This is a genomic window from Cupriavidus sp. YR651, from assembly GCF_900101625.1.
GTDB lineage: Bacteria > Pseudomonadota > Gammaproteobacteria > Burkholderiales > Burkholderiaceae > Cupriavidus.
In genome coordinates this window covers 133722-150354 of the sequence record NZ_FMYZ01000004.1, presented here as the reverse complement: position 1 = coordinate 150354, position 16633 = coordinate 133722, and the positions used below count along the sequence as shown (strand labels likewise).

16 protein-coding genes are annotated in these 16633 nt (G+C 65.9%); 6 read left to right on the top strand and 10 right to left on the bottom strand.

Going from position 1 to position 16633, the window contains the following annotated elements; all coding sequences use genetic code 11:
- Positions 1-82 precede the first annotated feature (82 nt).
- Positions 83-817 (top strand): GTP cyclohydrolase I, encoded by a 735-nt coding sequence (gene folE, locus BLR29_RS13340; RefSeq protein ID WP_092137472.1) that lies wholly within the window; start codon positions 83-85, stop codon positions 815-817.
- A 12-nt stretch (positions 818-829) separates the two neighbouring features.
- Complete coding sequence (locus tag BLR29_RS13335) at positions 830-1273, top strand: BLUF domain-containing protein (RefSeq protein ID WP_092137471.1); 444 nt, start codon at positions 830-832, stop codon at positions 1271-1273.
- A 33-nt stretch (positions 1274-1306) separates the two neighbouring features.
- Here BLR29_RS13335 and BLR29_RS13330 read toward each other — a convergent pair whose 3' ends face one another.
- Entirely contained in the window at positions 1307-1558 is a 252-nt protein-coding gene (locus tag BLR29_RS13330; RefSeq protein ID WP_092137470.1) for a hypothetical protein, read from the bottom strand.
- Positions 1559-1914: 356 nt separating this feature from the next.
- Here BLR29_RS13330 and BLR29_RS13325 point away from each other — a divergent pair, with 356 nt between their 5' ends.
- From BLR29_RS13325 to BLR29_RS13310, 4 genes are all read left to right on the top strand, one after another.
- On the top strand, positions 1915-2844 hold the full coding sequence (locus BLR29_RS13325; RefSeq protein ID WP_255371227.1) for a hypothetical protein: 930 nt from the start codon (positions 1915-1917) through the stop codon (positions 2842-2844).
- 589 nt (positions 2845-3433) lie between these two features.
- Positions 3434-4081: a response regulator gene (locus BLR29_RS13320; protein WP_092137468.1), complete on the top strand. Its 648-nt coding sequence runs from the start codon at positions 3434-3436 to the stop codon at positions 4079-4081.
- A gap of 7 nt (positions 4082-4088) precedes the next feature.
- Positions 4089-7676, top strand: a complete 3588-nt coding sequence (locus tag BLR29_RS13315) for an ATP-binding protein (RefSeq protein WP_092137467.1) — start codon at positions 4089-4091, stop codon at positions 7674-7676.
- A gap of 129 nt (positions 7677-7805) precedes the next feature.
- The gene (locus BLR29_RS13310; protein ID WP_092137466.1) at positions 7806-9197 is read left to right on the top strand and encodes an MFS transporter; all 1392 of its coding nucleotides are present in this window, start codon (positions 7806-7808) and stop codon (positions 9195-9197) included.
- A gap of 29 nt (positions 9198-9226) precedes the next feature.
- On the opposite strand, the gene BLR29_RS13305 is transcribed toward BLR29_RS13310, so the two are convergent.
- The 9 genes from BLR29_RS13305 to BLR29_RS13265 form a co-directional block, all read right to left on the bottom strand.
- Entirely contained in the window at positions 9227-10216 is a 990-nt protein-coding gene (locus tag BLR29_RS13305) for a Bug family tripartite tricarboxylate transporter substrate binding protein (RefSeq protein WP_092137465.1), read from the bottom strand.
- A gap of 158 nt (positions 10217-10374) precedes the next feature.
- Positions 10375-11187: an SDR family oxidoreductase gene (locus BLR29_RS13300; protein WP_092137464.1), complete on the bottom strand. Its 813-nt coding sequence runs from the start codon at positions 11185-11187 to the stop codon at positions 10375-10377.
- Positions 11188-11222: 35 nt separating this feature from the next.
- On the bottom strand, positions 11223-12065 hold the full coding sequence (locus BLR29_RS13295; protein WP_092137463.1) for an IclR family transcriptional regulator: 843 nt from the start codon (positions 12063-12065) through the stop codon (positions 11223-11225).
- A 211-nt stretch (positions 12066-12276) separates the two neighbouring features.
- Positions 12277-12951, bottom strand: a complete 675-nt coding sequence (bluB, locus tag BLR29_RS13290) for a 5,6-dimethylbenzimidazole synthase (RefSeq protein WP_092137462.1) — start codon at positions 12949-12951, stop codon at positions 12277-12279.
- A 117-nt stretch (positions 12952-13068) separates the two neighbouring features.
- Complete coding sequence (locus tag BLR29_RS13285; protein WP_092137461.1) at positions 13069-13335, bottom strand: hypothetical protein; 267 nt, start codon at positions 13333-13335, stop codon at positions 13069-13071.
- 37 nt (positions 13336-13372) lie between these two features.
- A complete protein-coding gene (locus BLR29_RS13280; protein WP_369804602.1) occupies positions 13373-13951 on the bottom strand; it encodes a lecithin retinol acyltransferase family protein in 579 nt (192 codons plus the stop codon).
- Between the two features lie 252 nt (positions 13952-14203).
- Complete coding sequence (catA, locus tag BLR29_RS13275; RefSeq protein WP_092137460.1) at positions 14204-15121, bottom strand: catechol 1,2-dioxygenase; 918 nt, start codon at positions 15119-15121, stop codon at positions 14204-14206.
- Between the two features lie 39 nt (positions 15122-15160).
- Positions 15161-16219, bottom strand: a complete 1059-nt coding sequence (locus BLR29_RS13270; protein WP_092137459.1) for an NADH:ubiquinone reductase (Na(+)-transporting) subunit F — start codon at positions 16217-16219, stop codon at positions 15161-15163.
- A 40-nt stretch (positions 16220-16259) separates the two neighbouring features.
- The gene (locus BLR29_RS13265) at positions 16260-16622 is read right to left on the bottom strand and encodes a phenol hydroxylase subunit P4 (RefSeq protein ID WP_092137458.1); all 363 of its coding nucleotides are present in this window, start codon (positions 16620-16622) and stop codon (positions 16260-16262) included.
- Positions 16623-16633: the final 11 nt, after the last annotated feature.

Here is a 16633-nt window from a genome sequence, read left to right as displayed (position 1 = left end):
TGCCATATAGTGAAGCACCGCGCACCGCACCGGCGCCCCATCGGGCCCGGCCGTGCCCGCTCACCATCGCCAGCGGCCACTCATGTCACACAAGGATCATTCCGGCGAGGGCTCGCACCCGCCGCATTCGCCCGTCACCGGTCCGGTATCGGACCGCATTCGCGCCCGTATCGAGGCGGCCGGTGAACGCTTCCACGCCAACGACAACATTGCGCGCTTCATCGAGCATGGCGAGCTGGATGACCTGCAGGCGGAAGTCCAGGCACGGCTGGAAGACGTGCTGCGCACACTGGTGATCGACGTCGACCAGGACCACAACACGCGTGAAACCGCCCGGCGCGTGGCCAAGATGTACCTCAAGGAAATTTTCGCGGGCCGCTATGCCAGGGCCCCGGAAGTGACCGAATTCCCCAACGTGGAACAGCTCAACGAACTGATGATCGTGGGCCCGATCCGCGTGCGCAGCGCCTGCTCCCACCATCTCTGCCCGATCATCGGCAGCCTGTGGGTCGGGGTCATGCCAAATCGCCACTCCAACCTGATTGGCTTGTCGAAGTACGCGCGCATGGCCGAGTGGATCATGTGCCGGCCGCAGATCCAGGAAGAAGCCGTGGCCCAGATCGCCGACCTGCTGCAGGAGAAAATGAATCCGGACGGACTGGCGATCGTGATGGAGGCCGAGCACTTCTGCATGCACTGGCGTGGCGTGCGCGACACCGATGCCAAGATGACCAACAGCGTCATGCGGGGCTCCTTCCTCAAGGACGACAAGCTCCGCCGCGAATTCCTGACGCTGCTCAACCTCAACCGCCGCTGACGAGGAAAGCCGATGCTAGTTCGCTTGCTTTATGCCAGTCGCGCCAGGGCGCCGCTGGATCCGGCCACGGTGGATGCCATCCTGGACACCAGCCTGGAACAGAATCCGCGCCACGGCATCACGGGTGTGCTGTGCCACGGCAACGGTGTCTACCTGCAGGCGCTGGAAGGCAGCCGCGAAGCGGTGTCGCGCCTGTTCCTGAACATCGGCCAGGACAAACGGCATCACGACGTGACGCTGCTGCACTACGAGGAGATTGCCGAGCGGGCGTTCTCGGGCTGGTCGATGGGGCGCGTCAATGCCGGCAAGATCAACGCCGCCACGCTGCTGAAATACTCCGCGCAGGGCGAACTCGACCCCTACCGCATGCCGGGTGCGGCATCGCTGGCCTTGCTCAAGGAACTGATCGCGGGGGCGTCTATCGTCGGGCGCAGCCCGGAACGTGGCCGACACTAGCCGACAGGCGCCCTGCGTGGCGAATGTGGTGCGCTAGGCGGACACCTGGCCAAACAGCCCGCACTCCAGATCGCTCTCGAACTCCTCGATCCATGTGGTACCGGGCCCCGCGTCGTAGACGCTTTCCGCGCCCGTGCGCTGCCTGCGAACCATGACCTGGCGGGACGACGTGCCATTGACGTCGGAAATCTCGAACTCCTGTGACGTAAGACCGACCTGCGTCAGCAGGGCCTCCACGTCTTGACGCTCATTTACGGGAAAGTCAGGGAATTGACGATGTGCCATGGTTCACCTCCGTCCGGCATGGGACAACGGGCGTGGCAGATACACGCGCGCGCGCACAGCATGCCACTAATCTTGCATGGACGTGTCGCACCACAATTGACCCTGACAAGCACGCATGTATTGGGGCACGTGATGCCACCCTGTCGTGCCGGATTTTCCCGGCGGCCCACACACACGGCGGGCAAATCATGCGGCCCGCCATCGGCTCTCCCACCTGCCCTCCCCATAGGCTCCCCCATCACATCACAGCCATGGCATCGTCGGGACGTCGTGCATTTCATGGAACGACGATGGACCCCCTGCCGCGCTGCCCGTAGTGTGTCGCCACTTGGCACTTGACCAACACGGGTACATGGATGGCGAGAAAACCAGCAAACAGAGAGGAAGCGGAACAGCGGCACCAGACCGTGCTGAACACCGCGCAGGCACAGGCAGCAGCCCTGCATGGCATGTATCGCGAGACACTGGGCACCTTTCTTGCCACGCCTGGCGCGGTGCCGATGCCGCGCGCGGCGCGGGCGATGTTCTGGCTTGGCCGGCTGCGCCAGTGGCGGGCCATCCATCTCGACGGCGGCGAAATCTGCAGCGGCACCCACCGGCTGACGCTTCAGCTCGGCGTCGTGGAAGCCGTCGCGGGGACTCATGCGCTGGCGCTGCACAGGGAGCAATGGAGCGGCCCTCACCGACGCCAGACCTACGAGCGCGACATGGCATTGCAGATCGCCATGCTGATTGCGCTCGGCTGGCGCGATCTCGCGACCTTTGCGCTGCAGGCCTGGTTCAGCGCCGACAGCGAACTGACCCCGCCCGCCCCGATCGGCGGCGTCGCCGGCATGATCGTCGCCGTGGCAAGCCAGGCCCTTGGCAACTCCCCCCCGATCATGGCATTCCAGAGAAGCGAGACCTTGCTCGCCGATATCGTCGAACACTGGCATAGCGACGACGCGACATTCACACCGCTCTCGATCCAGCTGGCGGAGAGGCACCTCGCGCAATGCCGGCTCGATACCGAGCAATCTCTATTCGACTTCGATCACCCTGTGGAACAGGCCATGCCTGTCGAGCTGTTAATGCTGCTGAGATTGCGCGACTTGAAAACCATCCCGGCCTGGCTGGCCGAACACACCGTGCTCAGGCACCCCATTGCCACGCTTGCCGATATCACCGCACCCATCCCGTCACAGCGATGCATCCGCTTTGCGGAACGTGTGAGTGGGCTCCTGCCCTCCTACACAGGACTCCTTCACTCGATCGAGGCGCAGGCGCTGCGCCTTCGCGAGCCATAGCGCACCCCGGAAGAGTGCGCTGAAATTAGTCGAATTACGATTTTCAAGTTACGGGCTGATCGCCAGAATTTGTCGCTTGCGGCCTGCACATTTCCGCTGCACGACGTCACATCCATCGGGAAGCCAGGAGCCCCACCGGGACATCGCGTTATGACATCCAACTGCAGGAGCACGCTTCTCGTTGCGGCACGGATCGCCATATCCGTCGTGCGACTCACGCCGAGCGGGCCGGCCTGCTCACACCTTCAGCCTTCATTCCCAGGGCGTCTCGCCCGATACACCCGATACACCCGATACACCCGATACTCAGTCCGACCTCATGTGGAACCGCCGTCCTCACGCACCCCGCAAGGCGGCCTCCCTCACGGCCTGTCCACCACGGGAGCGCGTCAACTTCGCGCTTGCGGACTCGCGACGGCAGTTACCGAATTTCTTCGCGAAGTCTGAAATCCGATATCACCGAAATTACCGCGACATTCCATAAAAGACATTGACCGAAAAATCTCCAATGCTTGCAAAAGCACTACGCATTGATCCAGCGCACGCCGGCCCCCGGGTGCAAGGCTGGCCAGCGAAAGGACACTGAGGCATGCCCGCAAAAACCATTCGAGTTGCCCTGGCTGACGACCACCCGCTCGTGGTCATTGCCTTGCGAGATTGCCTGCGGCGCACTCCGGGACTCCAAGTCACCTGCGAGAGCACGAACGGCAGCGAACTGATCTGCGCGCTCGCCCACAACCCCGTCGACGTCGCGGTGACGGATTTCAGCATGGGGCACGGCGATGCCTCCCTCGATGGCTTCAATCTCCTGCGTTGCCTCTCCCGCCGCTATCCGGATACCCGCATCGTCATCGTGAGCGCCCAGACCAACCCGGGCGTTGTCAGCCGCGCCATGAAACTCGGTGCGCGTGCCTTCGTCAGCAAGGAAGACGAACTCGACGAAATCGTGCGAGCCTGCATCCATGTGACAGTCAGCAACGGCCACTTCTATTCGCCGTCGATTCGCGCGGTACTGGAGAGCGTGTCCGCCGGCACGTCTCCGGGCACCGATCTCACGCTGCGCGAACTCGAAGTCGTGCGGCTCTATGCCCAGGGCCTGCAACTCAATGAGATCGCCAACAAGCTGGGGCGATCCGTCAGCACCATCTCAAGCCAGAAAACCGTGGCGATGCGCAAGCTCAGCGTACAGACCAACACGGACCTGATTCGCTACGCCTACGAGAATGGCCTGACCTGAACCCTTCATGCAGCAGATTCTCGACCGCACACAGGAATCGCTCACCCAGGCCTTTGCATCGCTTGCCCGCAACGCCAGGCGGCAGCAGCAACTGTATTACGCTACCGTCGGCTTGCTGGTCGCCATTGTCATCGTGTCGATGCTGTTGCTCGCCGGCCTTGCCGCGGCAATGGACCTCGACAACCGCCGCAGTCACGTTGCCGAGTATGTCCGTGCCATCTCGCAGCGGCTGCAAGGCGAAGCGGCCTTCCTGCGGCGCACCGCGCTGACCGTTCGACAGCACGAGAATGACATCGGTGACTCGCCGCCCGATGCCACCTTGCTCGATCTCCTCGATCAGATCCGGCTGACCGGCACCGCCGTGGCGCCGGATGGCCGCTACACCCTGCTCGTACCTCCCTCCACGCGCAGAGCATGGGGCCATGCAACACCACATCGGGTATGGCGACTGCAGCAAATTGCCACTGCGGCGTTGACCACCCGGCAAGCACTGAAGCTTGACCAGCTGGCGTATGTGGTCGACCCCAATGCGGACTACGCGATCGTGCTGTCCCCATCGCCCGCCACGCACAGCAATACCGCCACGCTAGACCCCGGCATCGTCCCCACGCTGCGCGACAACCTCGCGCGCCGCCTGCAGGAACGGTCCGGCACCGCCCTGCGTCCGAAGGACGAGCTCATATGGACCGGCCCCGCCGTCGATCCGGTGCTCGGGGCCCACGTCATGACATCCGTGATGGCAGTCCATACCGAATGGCGCCTGGCGATGCTGCTGGCGACGAGCATTCCCGTCGAATCCTTTCTTTCCGACCTCATGCGCCCCAGTGATGCGTCCACGCTATTGCTGGTCAACAGCGCCGGCCACGCCATCGACGTATCGCCCGTCGCGCCCTCCACGCAGGTCGGGAAACTGCTCGATCGCGCACGGCATATGCCACCGGAGCGCTTTGGCTTCACACGGTCTGGCCTGCTGCGCGTCCAGCCGCTCGGGCAAGGATTCGGGTCCCTGGTCTACTTCCTCTCGTTCGGCACGCTGCTCGGTTCACTCGTCAATGAACTCTCGGTCATTGGCGCCATCGGCCTGATCCTGGTCGCGGGCATCGTGCTGATGGCGCGATACTGGGACGTACACCTGCTGCGCCGCAGCCATGCCGAGGCCGCCCGCACGCTCGAAAAGGAGACGATCAACCATATTCTGGTCAGCGCCACGCCCATCGGGCTTTGCATCCTGCGGCTTCAGGACGGCGCCATCCAGACCGCGAACCAGTTGGCGGAGTCCTTGCTGGGACCGGAGACCCGGACCACCTTGCCGCCGCACATCGTCGACGCGCTGCGGCAGCAATCGCCCCGCGCAATGCGCGGGCAGCTTCCGTCGATCGCGCAGATCATCGTGCCGCGACGTCCCGGGCCGGCGCCCGACCCAACCGCGCCTGTTGCCACCGGGCCGGCCGACGCGCCGGACCGGCAGTTCCTCCAGCTGACCTGCGCGCCAGTGCGTTACCGCAACCAGGATGTCTTGTTCTGCGCCATCCAGGACGTCACCGCGCAGCAGCAACTCGAGCAGCAACTGCGCACGGCCCAGCAAACATCGGAGGCGATGATGCGGGCGCGTTCGAACTTCTTCGCATCGATGAGTCACGAGATCCGTACACCGCTGAACGCGTTGCTCGGCAATCTTGAGTTACTCGCTCGCGCGAACGGGCTGCAGGCACATGCGGCGCGGTTGCGGGCGCTTAACGTGGCGTCGGACGGGTTGCGACGGATTGTGAATGACATTCTCGATTTCTCGAAGATCGACGCCGGCGAGATGAAACTGGTCAACGAACCGTTCCGCGTGATCGATGACTTCGAGAGCCTGGCCTGCTCCTATGCACCGATGGTGGCCGACAGGCCCCTCCGTTTCTACGCGCACCTGGCGCCATCGCTGGATGCCGTGCTGACCGGCGACCGGACACGCCTGGTGCAGATCGTCAACAACCTGCTCACCAATGCCTTCAAGTTCACCGCCAGCGGCAAGGTCACGCTCAAGGCGGAGATCGCCACGGACAGCGGGGCACGCCGCCTCCTGATCTGCAGCGTACGGGATTCCGGCATCGGCATGTCGGCGGCGCTGGCTGCCCGTGTCTTTCACCCCTTCGTCCAGGGCGAAGCCGGCGCCGCTGGCCGGTACGCCGGCACGGGGCTCGGCTTGTGCATCTGCGCGCGGCTCAGCGAACTCATGGGCGGGCACATTTCCGTGGAGAGTGTGGAGGGTGTAGGCAGCGCCTTTACCGTCGTGGTGCCCCTAGGCGCGCCAGTCGAAGGCACCGAGCCCCTCGCCCGCCCCGCTCCGGTGGCCCGCGAAAGCAGTGCGATGGTGCTGTGCCAGGAAGTCGAATCGGGCGCCACCTTGCAGGCATGGCTGCAGTCCGCCGGATGGCATGCCACATCCTTCTACGCCACCAACGCCGCGCTGGCAGCCTTGCGCAGCAACCCCCCACATCTGCTGGTCGTCACTGACGAATACGATCCGGGCACCCTCGATACGTTGCGTGCGGTTTGTCCGGTCCCCGTGGTGTGGGTCACAAGCGACGGGCCAGACAGGCCGGTCCGGCGCGCGGCCAATGTGTACGCGGTCGCCGCCTACAGCCGCAATGCGTTGTTTGCCGCGACCGCTGCCGCACTGCATGACAGGGAGGAAGACGCCCACGCATCGCCGGAAGGCAACGAACATCGCGATGCGCGTCCCGTCCCCGGCATCGCAGGCGGGCCGGATGCCCGCACCGTGCTGGTTGCCGAGGACAGCCCGCTGAACCAGATGCTGATCGCGGAGCAACTGGAGCTGCTCGGGTGGCACCCGATCGTGGTCGGCGACGGCCGTCAGGCGCTCGCCGTGCTCGCTCACAACCACGTCGACCTGATCCTGACGGACATTCACATGCCCATGATGGATGGCTACGCGTTGCTCGCCGCGGTACAGACCTCATGGCCCGACATCGCGGTCCTCGCCTTCAGCGCGGTCACGGTCGACGGGCGCGCGACCGACTGGCAGGCCCGTGGCTTTGCAGGACACATTGCAAAGCCCGCTTCGCTCCGGGAACTGGAACTTGCGCTGCGGGCTGCGCCGGTTCCCCCGCGTACGGGCACGGCGGCCGCCACAGCCGGCCACGCCGATGTCGAAGACGCGCCGCTTGCGCCCGCCGAACTCGCCCGATATCAGGGCATCCTCCGGCAGCAACTGCAGACCGACGCGCCCGAGCTGGCCGCCATCATGCGGCGTCATGACACCGTGGCGCTGCGGCACTGGGCCCATCGGTCCGCAGGCGCGTTCCTGATCGTGCAGGCGCGCGAGATCTTCGAACGATGCCGCAACCTGGAGCACCGCTGCGCTGGCACGGACATCTGGACGCCGGAGGTCGGCACGCTCGCCGAAGCCCTGTACGCCGCCGTCCTGGCGTATGGCAAGGACGCGACATCGCCCTCGAATCCAGGGACCGGCGCCTTTGCAGGGAATCCCGGGCGCCCCCAGCCGGTGCTGGCGCTCAAGCCCCAGGTCCGGGGCGCGCATTCCGCACCTCCCGAGCGAGAGGTGCGCGGGGACGTGGCGCCGGACTGACGTTCCGGCCTACCACAAACGCCGCATTTGCGGGCGACGCCCGCCCGGACGATAATGGCGCCTCCGATCCCGTGGGGCATCTCCGCCAACACGGGGAATGGCGAGAATACGCCAGCCGCTTATCCATCCATGCAGCCCTATCAAGGCCTCCCTCGGCCCCAGCGTACCTGGGCCATCCTGACCGTCTTCTGCGGTCTTGTGATGGCCGTGCTGGATGGCTCGATCGCCAATATCGCCCTTCCTTCCATTTCCCGGGAATTGCACGCCGATCCCGCGCGTACGATCTGGGTCGTCAATGCCTACCAGCTGACCGTCACGGTTTGCCTGCTGCCGCTGTCGTCACTGGGGGACATCCTGGGCTACAAGCGCGTCTACCGGGTTGGCCTGGCCACGTTCCTGGCGGGATCGGTGCTGTGTGCACTGTCCGTGAACCTGCCCATGCTCGTGGCGGCCCGCGTGCTGCAAGGGGTGGGCGGTGCCGGCATCATGAGCGTCAACACGGCGCTGATCCGCTTTATCTACCCACCGACCAAGCTGGGCCGTGGCATCGGCCTCAACGCGCTGGTCGTGGGCGTCACCATCGCCGTGGGGCCGTCGCTTGGCGCGTTGATCCTGGCGATCGGCAGCTGGCCGTGGCTCTTCGCGGTCAATATTCCCGTTGCAATCTTTGCCCTGGCGATCTCGCGTGGCGCACTGCCCGAGACACCAGCGCAGCCGCGCGAATTCGACTATCCGAGTGCCGCCCTGTCGGCGGTCGTCTTTGGGCTGTTCATCCTTGGGGTGGACGGACTGGGTCACGCACCGCTGCGTCTGGCCGGCGCTTCCGGCTTGGTGCTCGCCGTCGTGCTGGGCTGGCTGCTGGTGCGTCGCCAGCACGGCAAGCCCGCGCCGCTGGTGCCGGTGGATCTGTTTGCCAGCCGTGCGTTCACACTGGCGGTCGGCACATCGTTCTGCTCGTTCATGACGCAGATGCTGGCCTTCGTGGCGTTGCCGTTCTATCTGGAATACCAGCTTGGCCGCAGCCTGCAGGAAACCGGGCTGCTGATCACGCCTTGGCCGCTGATGGTGGCAGTCATGGCCGCCGTGTCGGGCCGGCTCTCCGATCGCTACCCGGCCAGCATCCTCGCCGGCGCGGGGTTGGTGATGCTGACGGCGGGACTGATCGGCCTGGCGGTGCTGGGCAAGGACGCCAGCAGCTTCGACATAGCCTGGCGCATGGCACTGTGCGGACTGGGTTTCGGGTTCTTCCAGTCGCCCAACAACCGCGCCATGATCGGCGCCACGCCGCGCGAGCGCAGCGGCGGCGCCAGCGGCGCCCAGGCGACCACGCGGCTGCTGGGCCAGACCACCGGCACGGCGGTCGTGGCACTGTTGTTCAGCCTCGATCGCTCGGGCGCCGCGCGACTGGCGCTGTATGTGGCGGCAACGGTGGCGTTCGCTGGCGCCGTGATCAGCCTCAGCCGACTACGCGACGGCCGCCCCGCGGCATCGTCGTCCGCAGCGGCGGAACCGGACGCCTGACGGTCCGGCACGCCACCACGGCGCGGACCTTATTCGGCCTTCGCGCCCGACTCCTTCACCACCTTCGCCCACTTCGCGATTTCGCTGCGCTGGTAGCCAGCCAGCTTGTCAGGCGTACCCAGGATCGGATCCAGCCCCAGCGTCTTCAGCTTGGCCTGCACGTCCGGCAGCGAGTAGATGCGATTGAGCTCCGTATTGAGCTTCGCCACGACATCCTTCGGCGTGTTGGCCGGCGCAAAGATCGCAAACCAGGAATCGGCGTCGAAGCCTTGCAGGCCCTGCTCGGCCAGCGTCGGGATATCCGGTGCCGACGGCGACCGCTTGAGGCTCGTGATGCCCAGCGCGCGCAGCTTGCCCTCCCTGACCACCGGCAGCGCCGACGGCAGGTTGTCGAACATCATCGTGATATGGCCGCCGAGCAGGTCCGGAATCGCCATCGCCCGGCCCTTGTAAGGCACGTGGGTGATCTTGACTTGCGCGAGCGTGTTGAACATTTCCCCCGCCACGTGCGGCGACGTGCCGATGCCGGGCGTGCCAAACGTCAGTCCCCCCGGCTTGGCCTTGGCCAGCGCGATCAGCTCGGCCACGTTCTTCGCGGGCACGGACGGATTGACGACCAGCACGTTGGGGGTCGATGCCACCAGGATCACCGGCGTGAAATCCTTGACCATGTCGTACGGCATCTTGCTGTACAGCGCGCCGTTGATCGAGTGCGTGCCCACGGTGCCCAGCGCGAGCGTGTAGCCATCTGGGGCGGCGTGCGCCACGGCTTCGGCGCCGATATTGCCGCCGGCACCGGGCTTGTTGTCCACGATGACCGGCTGCCCCCACGACGACGAGATCTTCTCGGACACGATGCGCGCCAGCGTATCGGGCGCGCCGCCGGTGGGAAAGCCCACCACGAGCCGGATCGGCTTGGACGGATAGGTATCGGCCTGCGCCGCGGGCGCAACGGCCACTGCGGCAGCGGCCGCCATCATCGCCAGGATCTGGCGGCGCTGGAACAAACGAACACGCATGAAAATGTCTCCTGGTTGGCTGCCGTTCTGGTCAGTCCATCGGCAGTCCGATTTTCTTCGACGATCGTCAATCACCGGGGAGGCGAGCGCGTGGCCCGCTCCTGCTCCGATTGTCCATGCCGCCCGACGCGCGGCAATCCGCATATGCCTGGGTGTTGCTATACGGCAATATCGCCGAATGTCTGGGTGACCTGATCGTGCAAACGGCGCATGCCGCGCAGCCAGCGGTCATAGTCCTGCCCCTTGCGGCGGTAGTACTCGAGCACCTCGGGGTGCGGCAGGATCAGGAAGCTTTCGCTGGCCACGCCTTCCAGCGTCTTGGCGGCGACGTGCTCCGCCGTCACCGATCCTTCCTGCAGGAAACCCTTGCGTTCGCCGCTCTCGCCGAACAGCATCTTCGTCTGCACGCCCTGCGGGCAAATGCAGCTGACCTTGATGCCACGGTCGCCGTAGGTAATCGACAGCCACTCGGCAAACCCGATCGCCGCATGCTTGGTCACCGCGTACGGCGCCGAGCCGATCTGCGACAGCAGGCCCGCCGCCGACACCGTATTGATGAAATAACCATCACCCCGCTCCAGCATCTGCGGCAACACGGCCTTGGCGGCATGGATATGCGCCATGACGTTGATCTCCCAGATGCGCTGCCATTCCGCCGCGCTGGCGTCCAGGCCCTTGCGCAGGATGATGCCAGCGTTGGAGCAGAAGATGTCGACCTGGCCAAAGCGCTCCGTGGCCACGTCGACCAGGCCTTGCACGGCATCCGCATCGGCCACGTCCACGCGCTGCGCAAACAGCTTGCAGTCCGGCGCGACGGCGACGGCTTCCGCGGCGACCTGCGCGGCGCCCGCGTGGTCGATATCGGCCACCGCCACGCCGCGTGCGCCCGCTTGCGCGAAGGCCAGCACCAGTGCGCGGCCAATACCGGTGCCGCCGCCGGTCACGATGACGGTCTTGTTGCGAATGTCCATGCTTGTCTCCTCGTCGAATCGGGTGGAATCGTTGTTCAGGCCGGTTGCCAGAGCCGCGCGGCAAGCGTGTCCGCCAGTTCGCGGATGCGTGGCCCCAGGTTGCTCTCCAGAATCTCCGGCGACAGCCGGGAGGAGGCGCCGCCAATATTGATCGACAGGACTTCCGTGCCGCCTTCCAGGCGCACCGGCGCCGCCACGCCGCTGACCGTGCGGTCCCATTCGGCATGCGCCAGGCAGAAGCCGCGCCGCGCGTGCTCGCGCAACGACCGGTCCAGTTTCGTGCGCAGGCCGGGCCAACGCGGGCCGTGATGACGTTCGAGTTCCGCGATCACGGCCGCGCGCCGCGCCGGCGTCAGCCCAGCCAGCCATGCGCGGCCAATCGCCGATGTCGCCATGGGCAGCCGCGATCCCGGCGTCAGCCGCATCACCAGCGCACCGCGTGGCTGGCAGACCTCCAGGTAGAGCATGTCGTGGCGATCCGGTGCCGCCAGCGCCACTGTGCAATCGGTGGCAAACGCCAGTGACTGCATCAGCGGCTGGGCGATGTCCCGGATGCCCGCGCCGGAAAGGTAGCGCTGTCCAGGAAGCATCGCGCCCTGCCCCATGCGGTACTTTTCCTGCGCTTCCACGTAGACCAGATAGCCCAGGCTCGCCAGCGTGTAGGTGAGGCGCGAGACGGTAGGACGTGGGATACCGGTACGGCGTGACAACTCGGCATTGCCGAGGAAGTCGTCATCGGGCCCGAATGCGCGCAGCAGTTCCAGCCCGCGGGCCAGCGCGGTCACGAAGTTGCGATCCTCGCCATCGGCGGGATACGCCGCTTCGCCGGAAACCAGCGCGGCGTCGACCGGTTGCGGAATCGTGAGGGTGCGCTTCATCGCTGATTAATATCAGGTTCCCGTCTTCGGCGAGCCGGCTATGTCGAGAAAACATGTGCGCCAAAAACGGGGCTAATAGATACGAATCAGCAGGTTAGCCTAGGGGCCAGCCCCCCGGCGGCACTGTATATCCATACAGCCATCACCATGCCTCCACGAGACGCTTGCCGCCGGGAAGTGAATCGGCCACCGGCGTGCCCGCCATTCGCACTCAACTGGCGGAAGGTGTGGGAGCCGACGACGGGTCCCACAGGATGTCATGCAACGGGGAGCGCTTGCGCCAGCCCAACTGTTCGAGCATGGGCGCTTCGTAGAAGGCGGGTACGGGCCCGAGGCAGAGCAGGCCAAACGGCGTTGCGCCGGAAGGGAGGCTGAGCTCGCGCGCGAGCGCGTCGGGATCGAACATCGATACCCACCCGAGGCCGAGGTTTTCCGCACGCGCCGCCAGCCAGAGATTCTGTACGGCGCATGCGGCGGAAGCCCAGGCCATTTCACGAGGCATGCTGCGGCGTCCGAAGATCGTGCCGTCGTCAGGCGCCAGGATGACCGCCAGCAGCTCCGCGCAGTCACGAATGCCTTCGACCTTGAGGCGCAGGAATTCCGCAGCACGCTCCCCCAAGGCCTGCGCCGTGGCCTGCCGTTCCGCCTCCACCAGCGGCGCCAGACGCGCGCGCCATTCCGGGGTGCTCAGGCGCATGAACCGCCATGGCTGCATCAGGCCCACCGACGGCGCCTGGTGGGCCGCGTGCAGAAGACGCCCCAGCTGTGCATCGGGGAGGACAGGCCCCGGCGTGAAGTGACGACAGTCGCGCCGTAGCGCCATGATGCGGTACAACGCGGCACGCTCGATGTCGTCAATGCGAGGGCCAGACCCGATTTCTTCCATTTTTTCAGTATGTTGCCGGCGGCAGGTTGTTGCAGCAGATCGGATGTACCGTCATGGCGATGCGCCACGCCCGGGTCGGTCGGGAACGGTGGGGGACGCCGTCACGGCAATCGCAAACTAGCGCAGATGCTTCCCCGGCAAGGTCGGCTTCTCGTAACGCGTAGTTGTTGCAGGCATTCCGGCATCGCGCACGCGCCGGGCCTTTGCCGATGGCTTCTCCGGCGGCATACGCCCCGTAAGCCGGTTCTCCCCGCGCGCGTCGAACGTGCCGATATGGATCGGCTCGCCCATGCCTCCCACCACCTGCTGGGCGGCCGCATTGCTCCCACCGCTCAATAGCGTCAAAACAGACGCCAGTAGACCCAGTGCCCGGATCTTACCCATTGATTCTCTCCTCGTAACGCATTGGCCCCATCGGCCATCAGCGCTCGGGAGCATATTGCCAGCAAGCGTACGAGGTTGTAATCGTTTGTGAGCGCGAGCGAGGACCACGGCAGGCGGCTGCGGACTGCGTCTCGGTCTCCCACCAGCCCCTCAGCATGCCGGCCGCCATGCGCAGGCCCCGGAGCGGATGCAACAGGCAATGCCGTACCTGCCCGCTGCGGCTTTCGCCGTACAGGCACCACGTACAAAGGTGTTCACAGTTGTTGGTCAGCAGGTTGTAGCGATCTTCGCCCAGCCGGGAGCGGGCGCGCCTGACGGATTCCGCCGCGCTGTAGCGTGCCATTGGTGTCGCCAGGATCGTGATGCCGTGGCCGTCCGCGAATGCTGCCAGCGTCAGCTCTTCCACCGGGCCACGTTGCCGCCGGTGGCAGTAGCCCGCGTAATGCACCACCATGCCGTGGCCGACGTAGATGCCGTGATGCGCGTAGCCGTGGCGCGGCGTGATGAGGTGTGCGCCGAGCGGTGGTTCGGACTCCGCGGCACACCCAGACGCGTCCGCCATCGCATGGGACGCTGGCCGGATCATCGCCTCCGGAGTTTTGCCGCTGGATTCCATCACCGTCTCCTGGTTACTGCTTGCCGGCCGCCGCCCGGCCATGCCCTTTCTCTGCATCGGGCGTGCCAGGAAGGTGTTCGCGGGTTCGGAGTGGTGAGGACGACGCGTGAAGGCGCCGGGAGATGACGGGTGCAGGACAATTCCCGCACCACATCCCCGGCGTGTGGCCGACCGGGCCACGACGGCCTTGCTCAATGGATCAATTTCGCGGCCCGGCTTTGATCAAATGATCAAATCGCGGCGCGCATGGCGTCACGCCGTCACGGCCGCGCGCCGGCGCGCCACCTCTGCCAGCGGGGCGTTCGCGTTGTCGGCATGCAGCGTGAAGTTGAAGCGGATCACCGAAAACGGCCTGTCCACGCCCAGCGCCTGCATGGCGGCCGCGTCGTCGACGCGCGTGACCGGCGGCACCAGCCCCTCGCGCGTGGCGAAGGCGAAGTCATCCCACAGATAGGGGTCACCGTCGATGTTGATCTGCGTGGTCAGCTTGCGATGTCCCGGCGCGGATACGAAGAAATGGATGTGGGCCGGACGTGTGCCGTGACGGTCCAGCTGCTTCAGCAGCCGGTCGGTGGCGCCACCCGGCGGCACGCTGTAGCCGACCGGCACGATGCTGCGGAGGCGATACCGTCCCTCGCTGTCGGTGACGATGGTGCGCCGCAGGTTGAACGCGCTCTGGGTCGGATCGAAGTAGGAATAGTTGCCCATCGAGTTCGCGTGCCACACCTCCACCCTGGCATCGGGCAGCGGCTTGCCGTCCCTGTCGAGTACCTGCCCTTCCATCACCAGTATCTCGCCGTCATCGGTGCCATCGTCCAGGCGGGCCTCGCCCTGGACGACCGGGGCGCCGGCCACGTAAAGCGGTCCTTCGATGGTGCGCGGCGTGCCGCCCGCGACGCCGGCGCGCGCCTCGGCCTCATCCATGCGCAGATCCAGGAAGTGATCGAAGCCAAGCCCCGGCGCGATCAGGCCGAGTTCGCCGGCGCGGCCTGCCTCGGCGAGGTAGTTGAGTCCGGCCCAGAACTCCTCGGGCTGGATGTCGAGGTCCTCGATCATGTAGAACATGTCGCGCACCATCCGATGCACGATGGCGGCGATGCGCGGGTTGGCGTTCTGGCCGGTGCTTTCCTCGATGCGGTTGAGCACGGCGTCGATTGCGATCTTGTCCATGGTTGTCTCCTTGGGTCTTGTGGGGAAAATGGGCGGGCGTCAGAGCGAGCGGAACAGCGGACTGCGGGTGGCCTGGCTCGCGTCGGCCGCCGACAGGAACTTCTCGGTGAAGATGTCTTTCTCGAACAACCGGCCTTGCATCAGCGTGGCGATGCAGGCCTCGATCATCGGTGGCGGCCCGCACAGGTAGGCGCGCCAGCCACGGAAGTCGTTGTCGAAGTGGCGTCCTGCCAGATCGTGGACATAGCCGCGCTCGCCAGCCCAGTCGCTATGTTCCGGCTCGCCGGACAGCACCGGCAGGTAGGTGAAGTTGTCGTGCCGACGCGCCAGCGCCTCGAAGGCGTCGCGGTAGTAGAGCTCGCCCGCATTGCGCGCGCCCTGCACCAGGACGATCTCGCGCGGATCGCCGCACTCCAGCAGGTCGAGGATCATCGAGCGCGGGCTCGACAGCCCCGATCCCCCCGCCATGAACATCAGCGGCCGCGGGTCGCTCTTGCGCACGAAGAAGCGGCCCAGCGGGCCCGACAGCTGCAGGCGCTCGCCGGCTTGCAGCTGTTCATGCACATAGGTGGTGGCGCGGCCGCCGGGCACCAGCCGGACGTTCAGCTCGATCTCCCCTGCCGATGGCGCGCTGGCGATGGAGAACGCGCGCGGCGCGGCCTCCTGACCTAGCCAGACATTGACGTACTGGCCGGGCTGGAACTGCAGGGGCTCGCCCTCGATACGCAGGAACACGCCCTTGATGGTCGGCGTCAGCGCTTCGATGCGTACGACCTCCGCGGTGAAATCCATCAGCGGCAGGCACTGTGCGTCGGGATCTGGCTCGATGTCGGCCTCGATCACCATGTCGGACATCGGCGTCGCGCAGCAGGCCAGGCACTTGGCCTCCTCGCGCTCGAAGTCCATCAGGGCGAATGGCGACGCCTCGCCGTGATCCAGTTCGCCTTCCAGCGTCTGCACCTTGCAGGTCCCGCACAGGCCGTGGCCGCAGGCGTGCGGCAGCCACACGCCGGCGCGCAGGCATGCGTCGAGCACGGTCTGGCCTTCCTCGATGTCGATGGTCTGGCCGAGGGGCTCGATGGTCAGTTGATAGGTCATGGCAGCCTCCGTAAGTCTGTCTGGGGCGACGTTTCGGTTTTCAGTTGCAGGAACCGGCGATGCCGGCAAGGCCAGGCGTGCGCAGGCGCAGCAGCGATTTGTGCCCGAGCCCGTTGCCGGTCAGGCTGGCATCGGAGTCCGGCGTGAACGGCTCGCCGCCGCGCAGCCACTGCGCCTGCGTCCAGTCGATGGCCGCGCCTTCCGGGTGGGCGGCCAGCAACGGCGCGATGACGTCGCTGACCAAGGTGCCGAACGGCATGTCGGGCGGCAGCGGCAGCGTGAACGGGCTGCAGAACAGCAGGTGCTGGTCCCAGCCGAAGAACACCAGCTGGTTGCCGTGGAAATTCTCGATCCGGTCGCGGGTCTCGCCCGCATAGCCCGGCTTCAGTGCGATGACTGGCATGGTGGTCTCCC

Coding starts and splice junctions, on each gene's coding strand:
- BLR29_RS13280 (WP_369804602.1), bottom strand. CDS start 13,951: ATGGAATCCAGCGGCAAAACTCCGGAGGCGATGATCCGGCCAGCGTCC.
- bluB (WP_092137462.1), bottom strand. CDS start 12,951: ATGGAAGAAATCGGGTCTGGCCCTCGCATTGACGACATCGAGCGTGCC.
- BLR29_RS13325 (WP_255371227.1), top strand. CDS start 1,915: ATGGCGAGAAAACCAGCAAACAGAGAGGAAGCGGAACAGCGGCACCAG.
- BLR29_RS13265 (WP_092137458.1), bottom strand. CDS start 16,622: ATGCCAGTCATCGCACTGAAGCCGGGCTATGCGGGCGAGACCCGCGAC.
- BLR29_RS13295 (WP_092137463.1), bottom strand. CDS start 12,065: ATGAAGCGCACCCTCACGATTCCGCAACCGGTCGACGCCGCGCTGGTT.
- BLR29_RS13315 (WP_092137467.1), top strand. CDS start 4,089: ATGCAGCAGATTCTCGACCGCACACAGGAATCGCTCACCCAGGCCTTT.
- BLR29_RS13310 (WP_092137466.1), top strand. CDS start 7,806: ATGCAGCCCTATCAAGGCCTCCCTCGGCCCCAGCGTACCTGGGCCATC.
- BLR29_RS13305 (WP_092137465.1), bottom strand. CDS start 10,216: ATGCGTGTTCGTTTGTTCCAGCGCCGCCAGATCCTGGCGATGATGGCG.
- BLR29_RS13300 (WP_092137464.1), bottom strand. CDS start 11,187: ATGGACATTCGCAACAAGACCGTCATCGTGACCGGCGGCGGCACCGGT.
- BLR29_RS13270 (WP_092137459.1), bottom strand. CDS start 16,219: ATGACCTATCAACTGACCATCGAGCCCCTCGGCCAGACCATCGACATC.
- BLR29_RS13320 (WP_092137468.1), top strand. CDS start 3,434: ATGCCCGCAAAAACCATTCGAGTTGCCCTGGCTGACGACCACCCGCTC.
- catA (WP_092137460.1), bottom strand. CDS start 15,121: ATGGACAAGATCGCAATCGACGCCGTGCTCAACCGCATCGAGGAAAGC.
- BLR29_RS13335 (WP_092137471.1), top strand. CDS start 830: ATGCTAGTTCGCTTGCTTTATGCCAGTCGCGCCAGGGCGCCGCTGGAT.
- folE (WP_092137472.1), top strand. CDS start 83: ATGTCACACAAGGATCATTCCGGCGAGGGCTCGCACCCGCCGCATTCG.
- BLR29_RS13330 (WP_092137470.1), bottom strand. CDS start 1,558: ATGGCACATCGTCAATTCCCTGACTTTCCCGTAAATGAGCGTCAAGAC.
- BLR29_RS13285 (WP_092137461.1), bottom strand. CDS start 13,335: ATGGGTAAGATCCGGGCACTGGGTCTACTGGCGTCTGTTTTGACGCTA.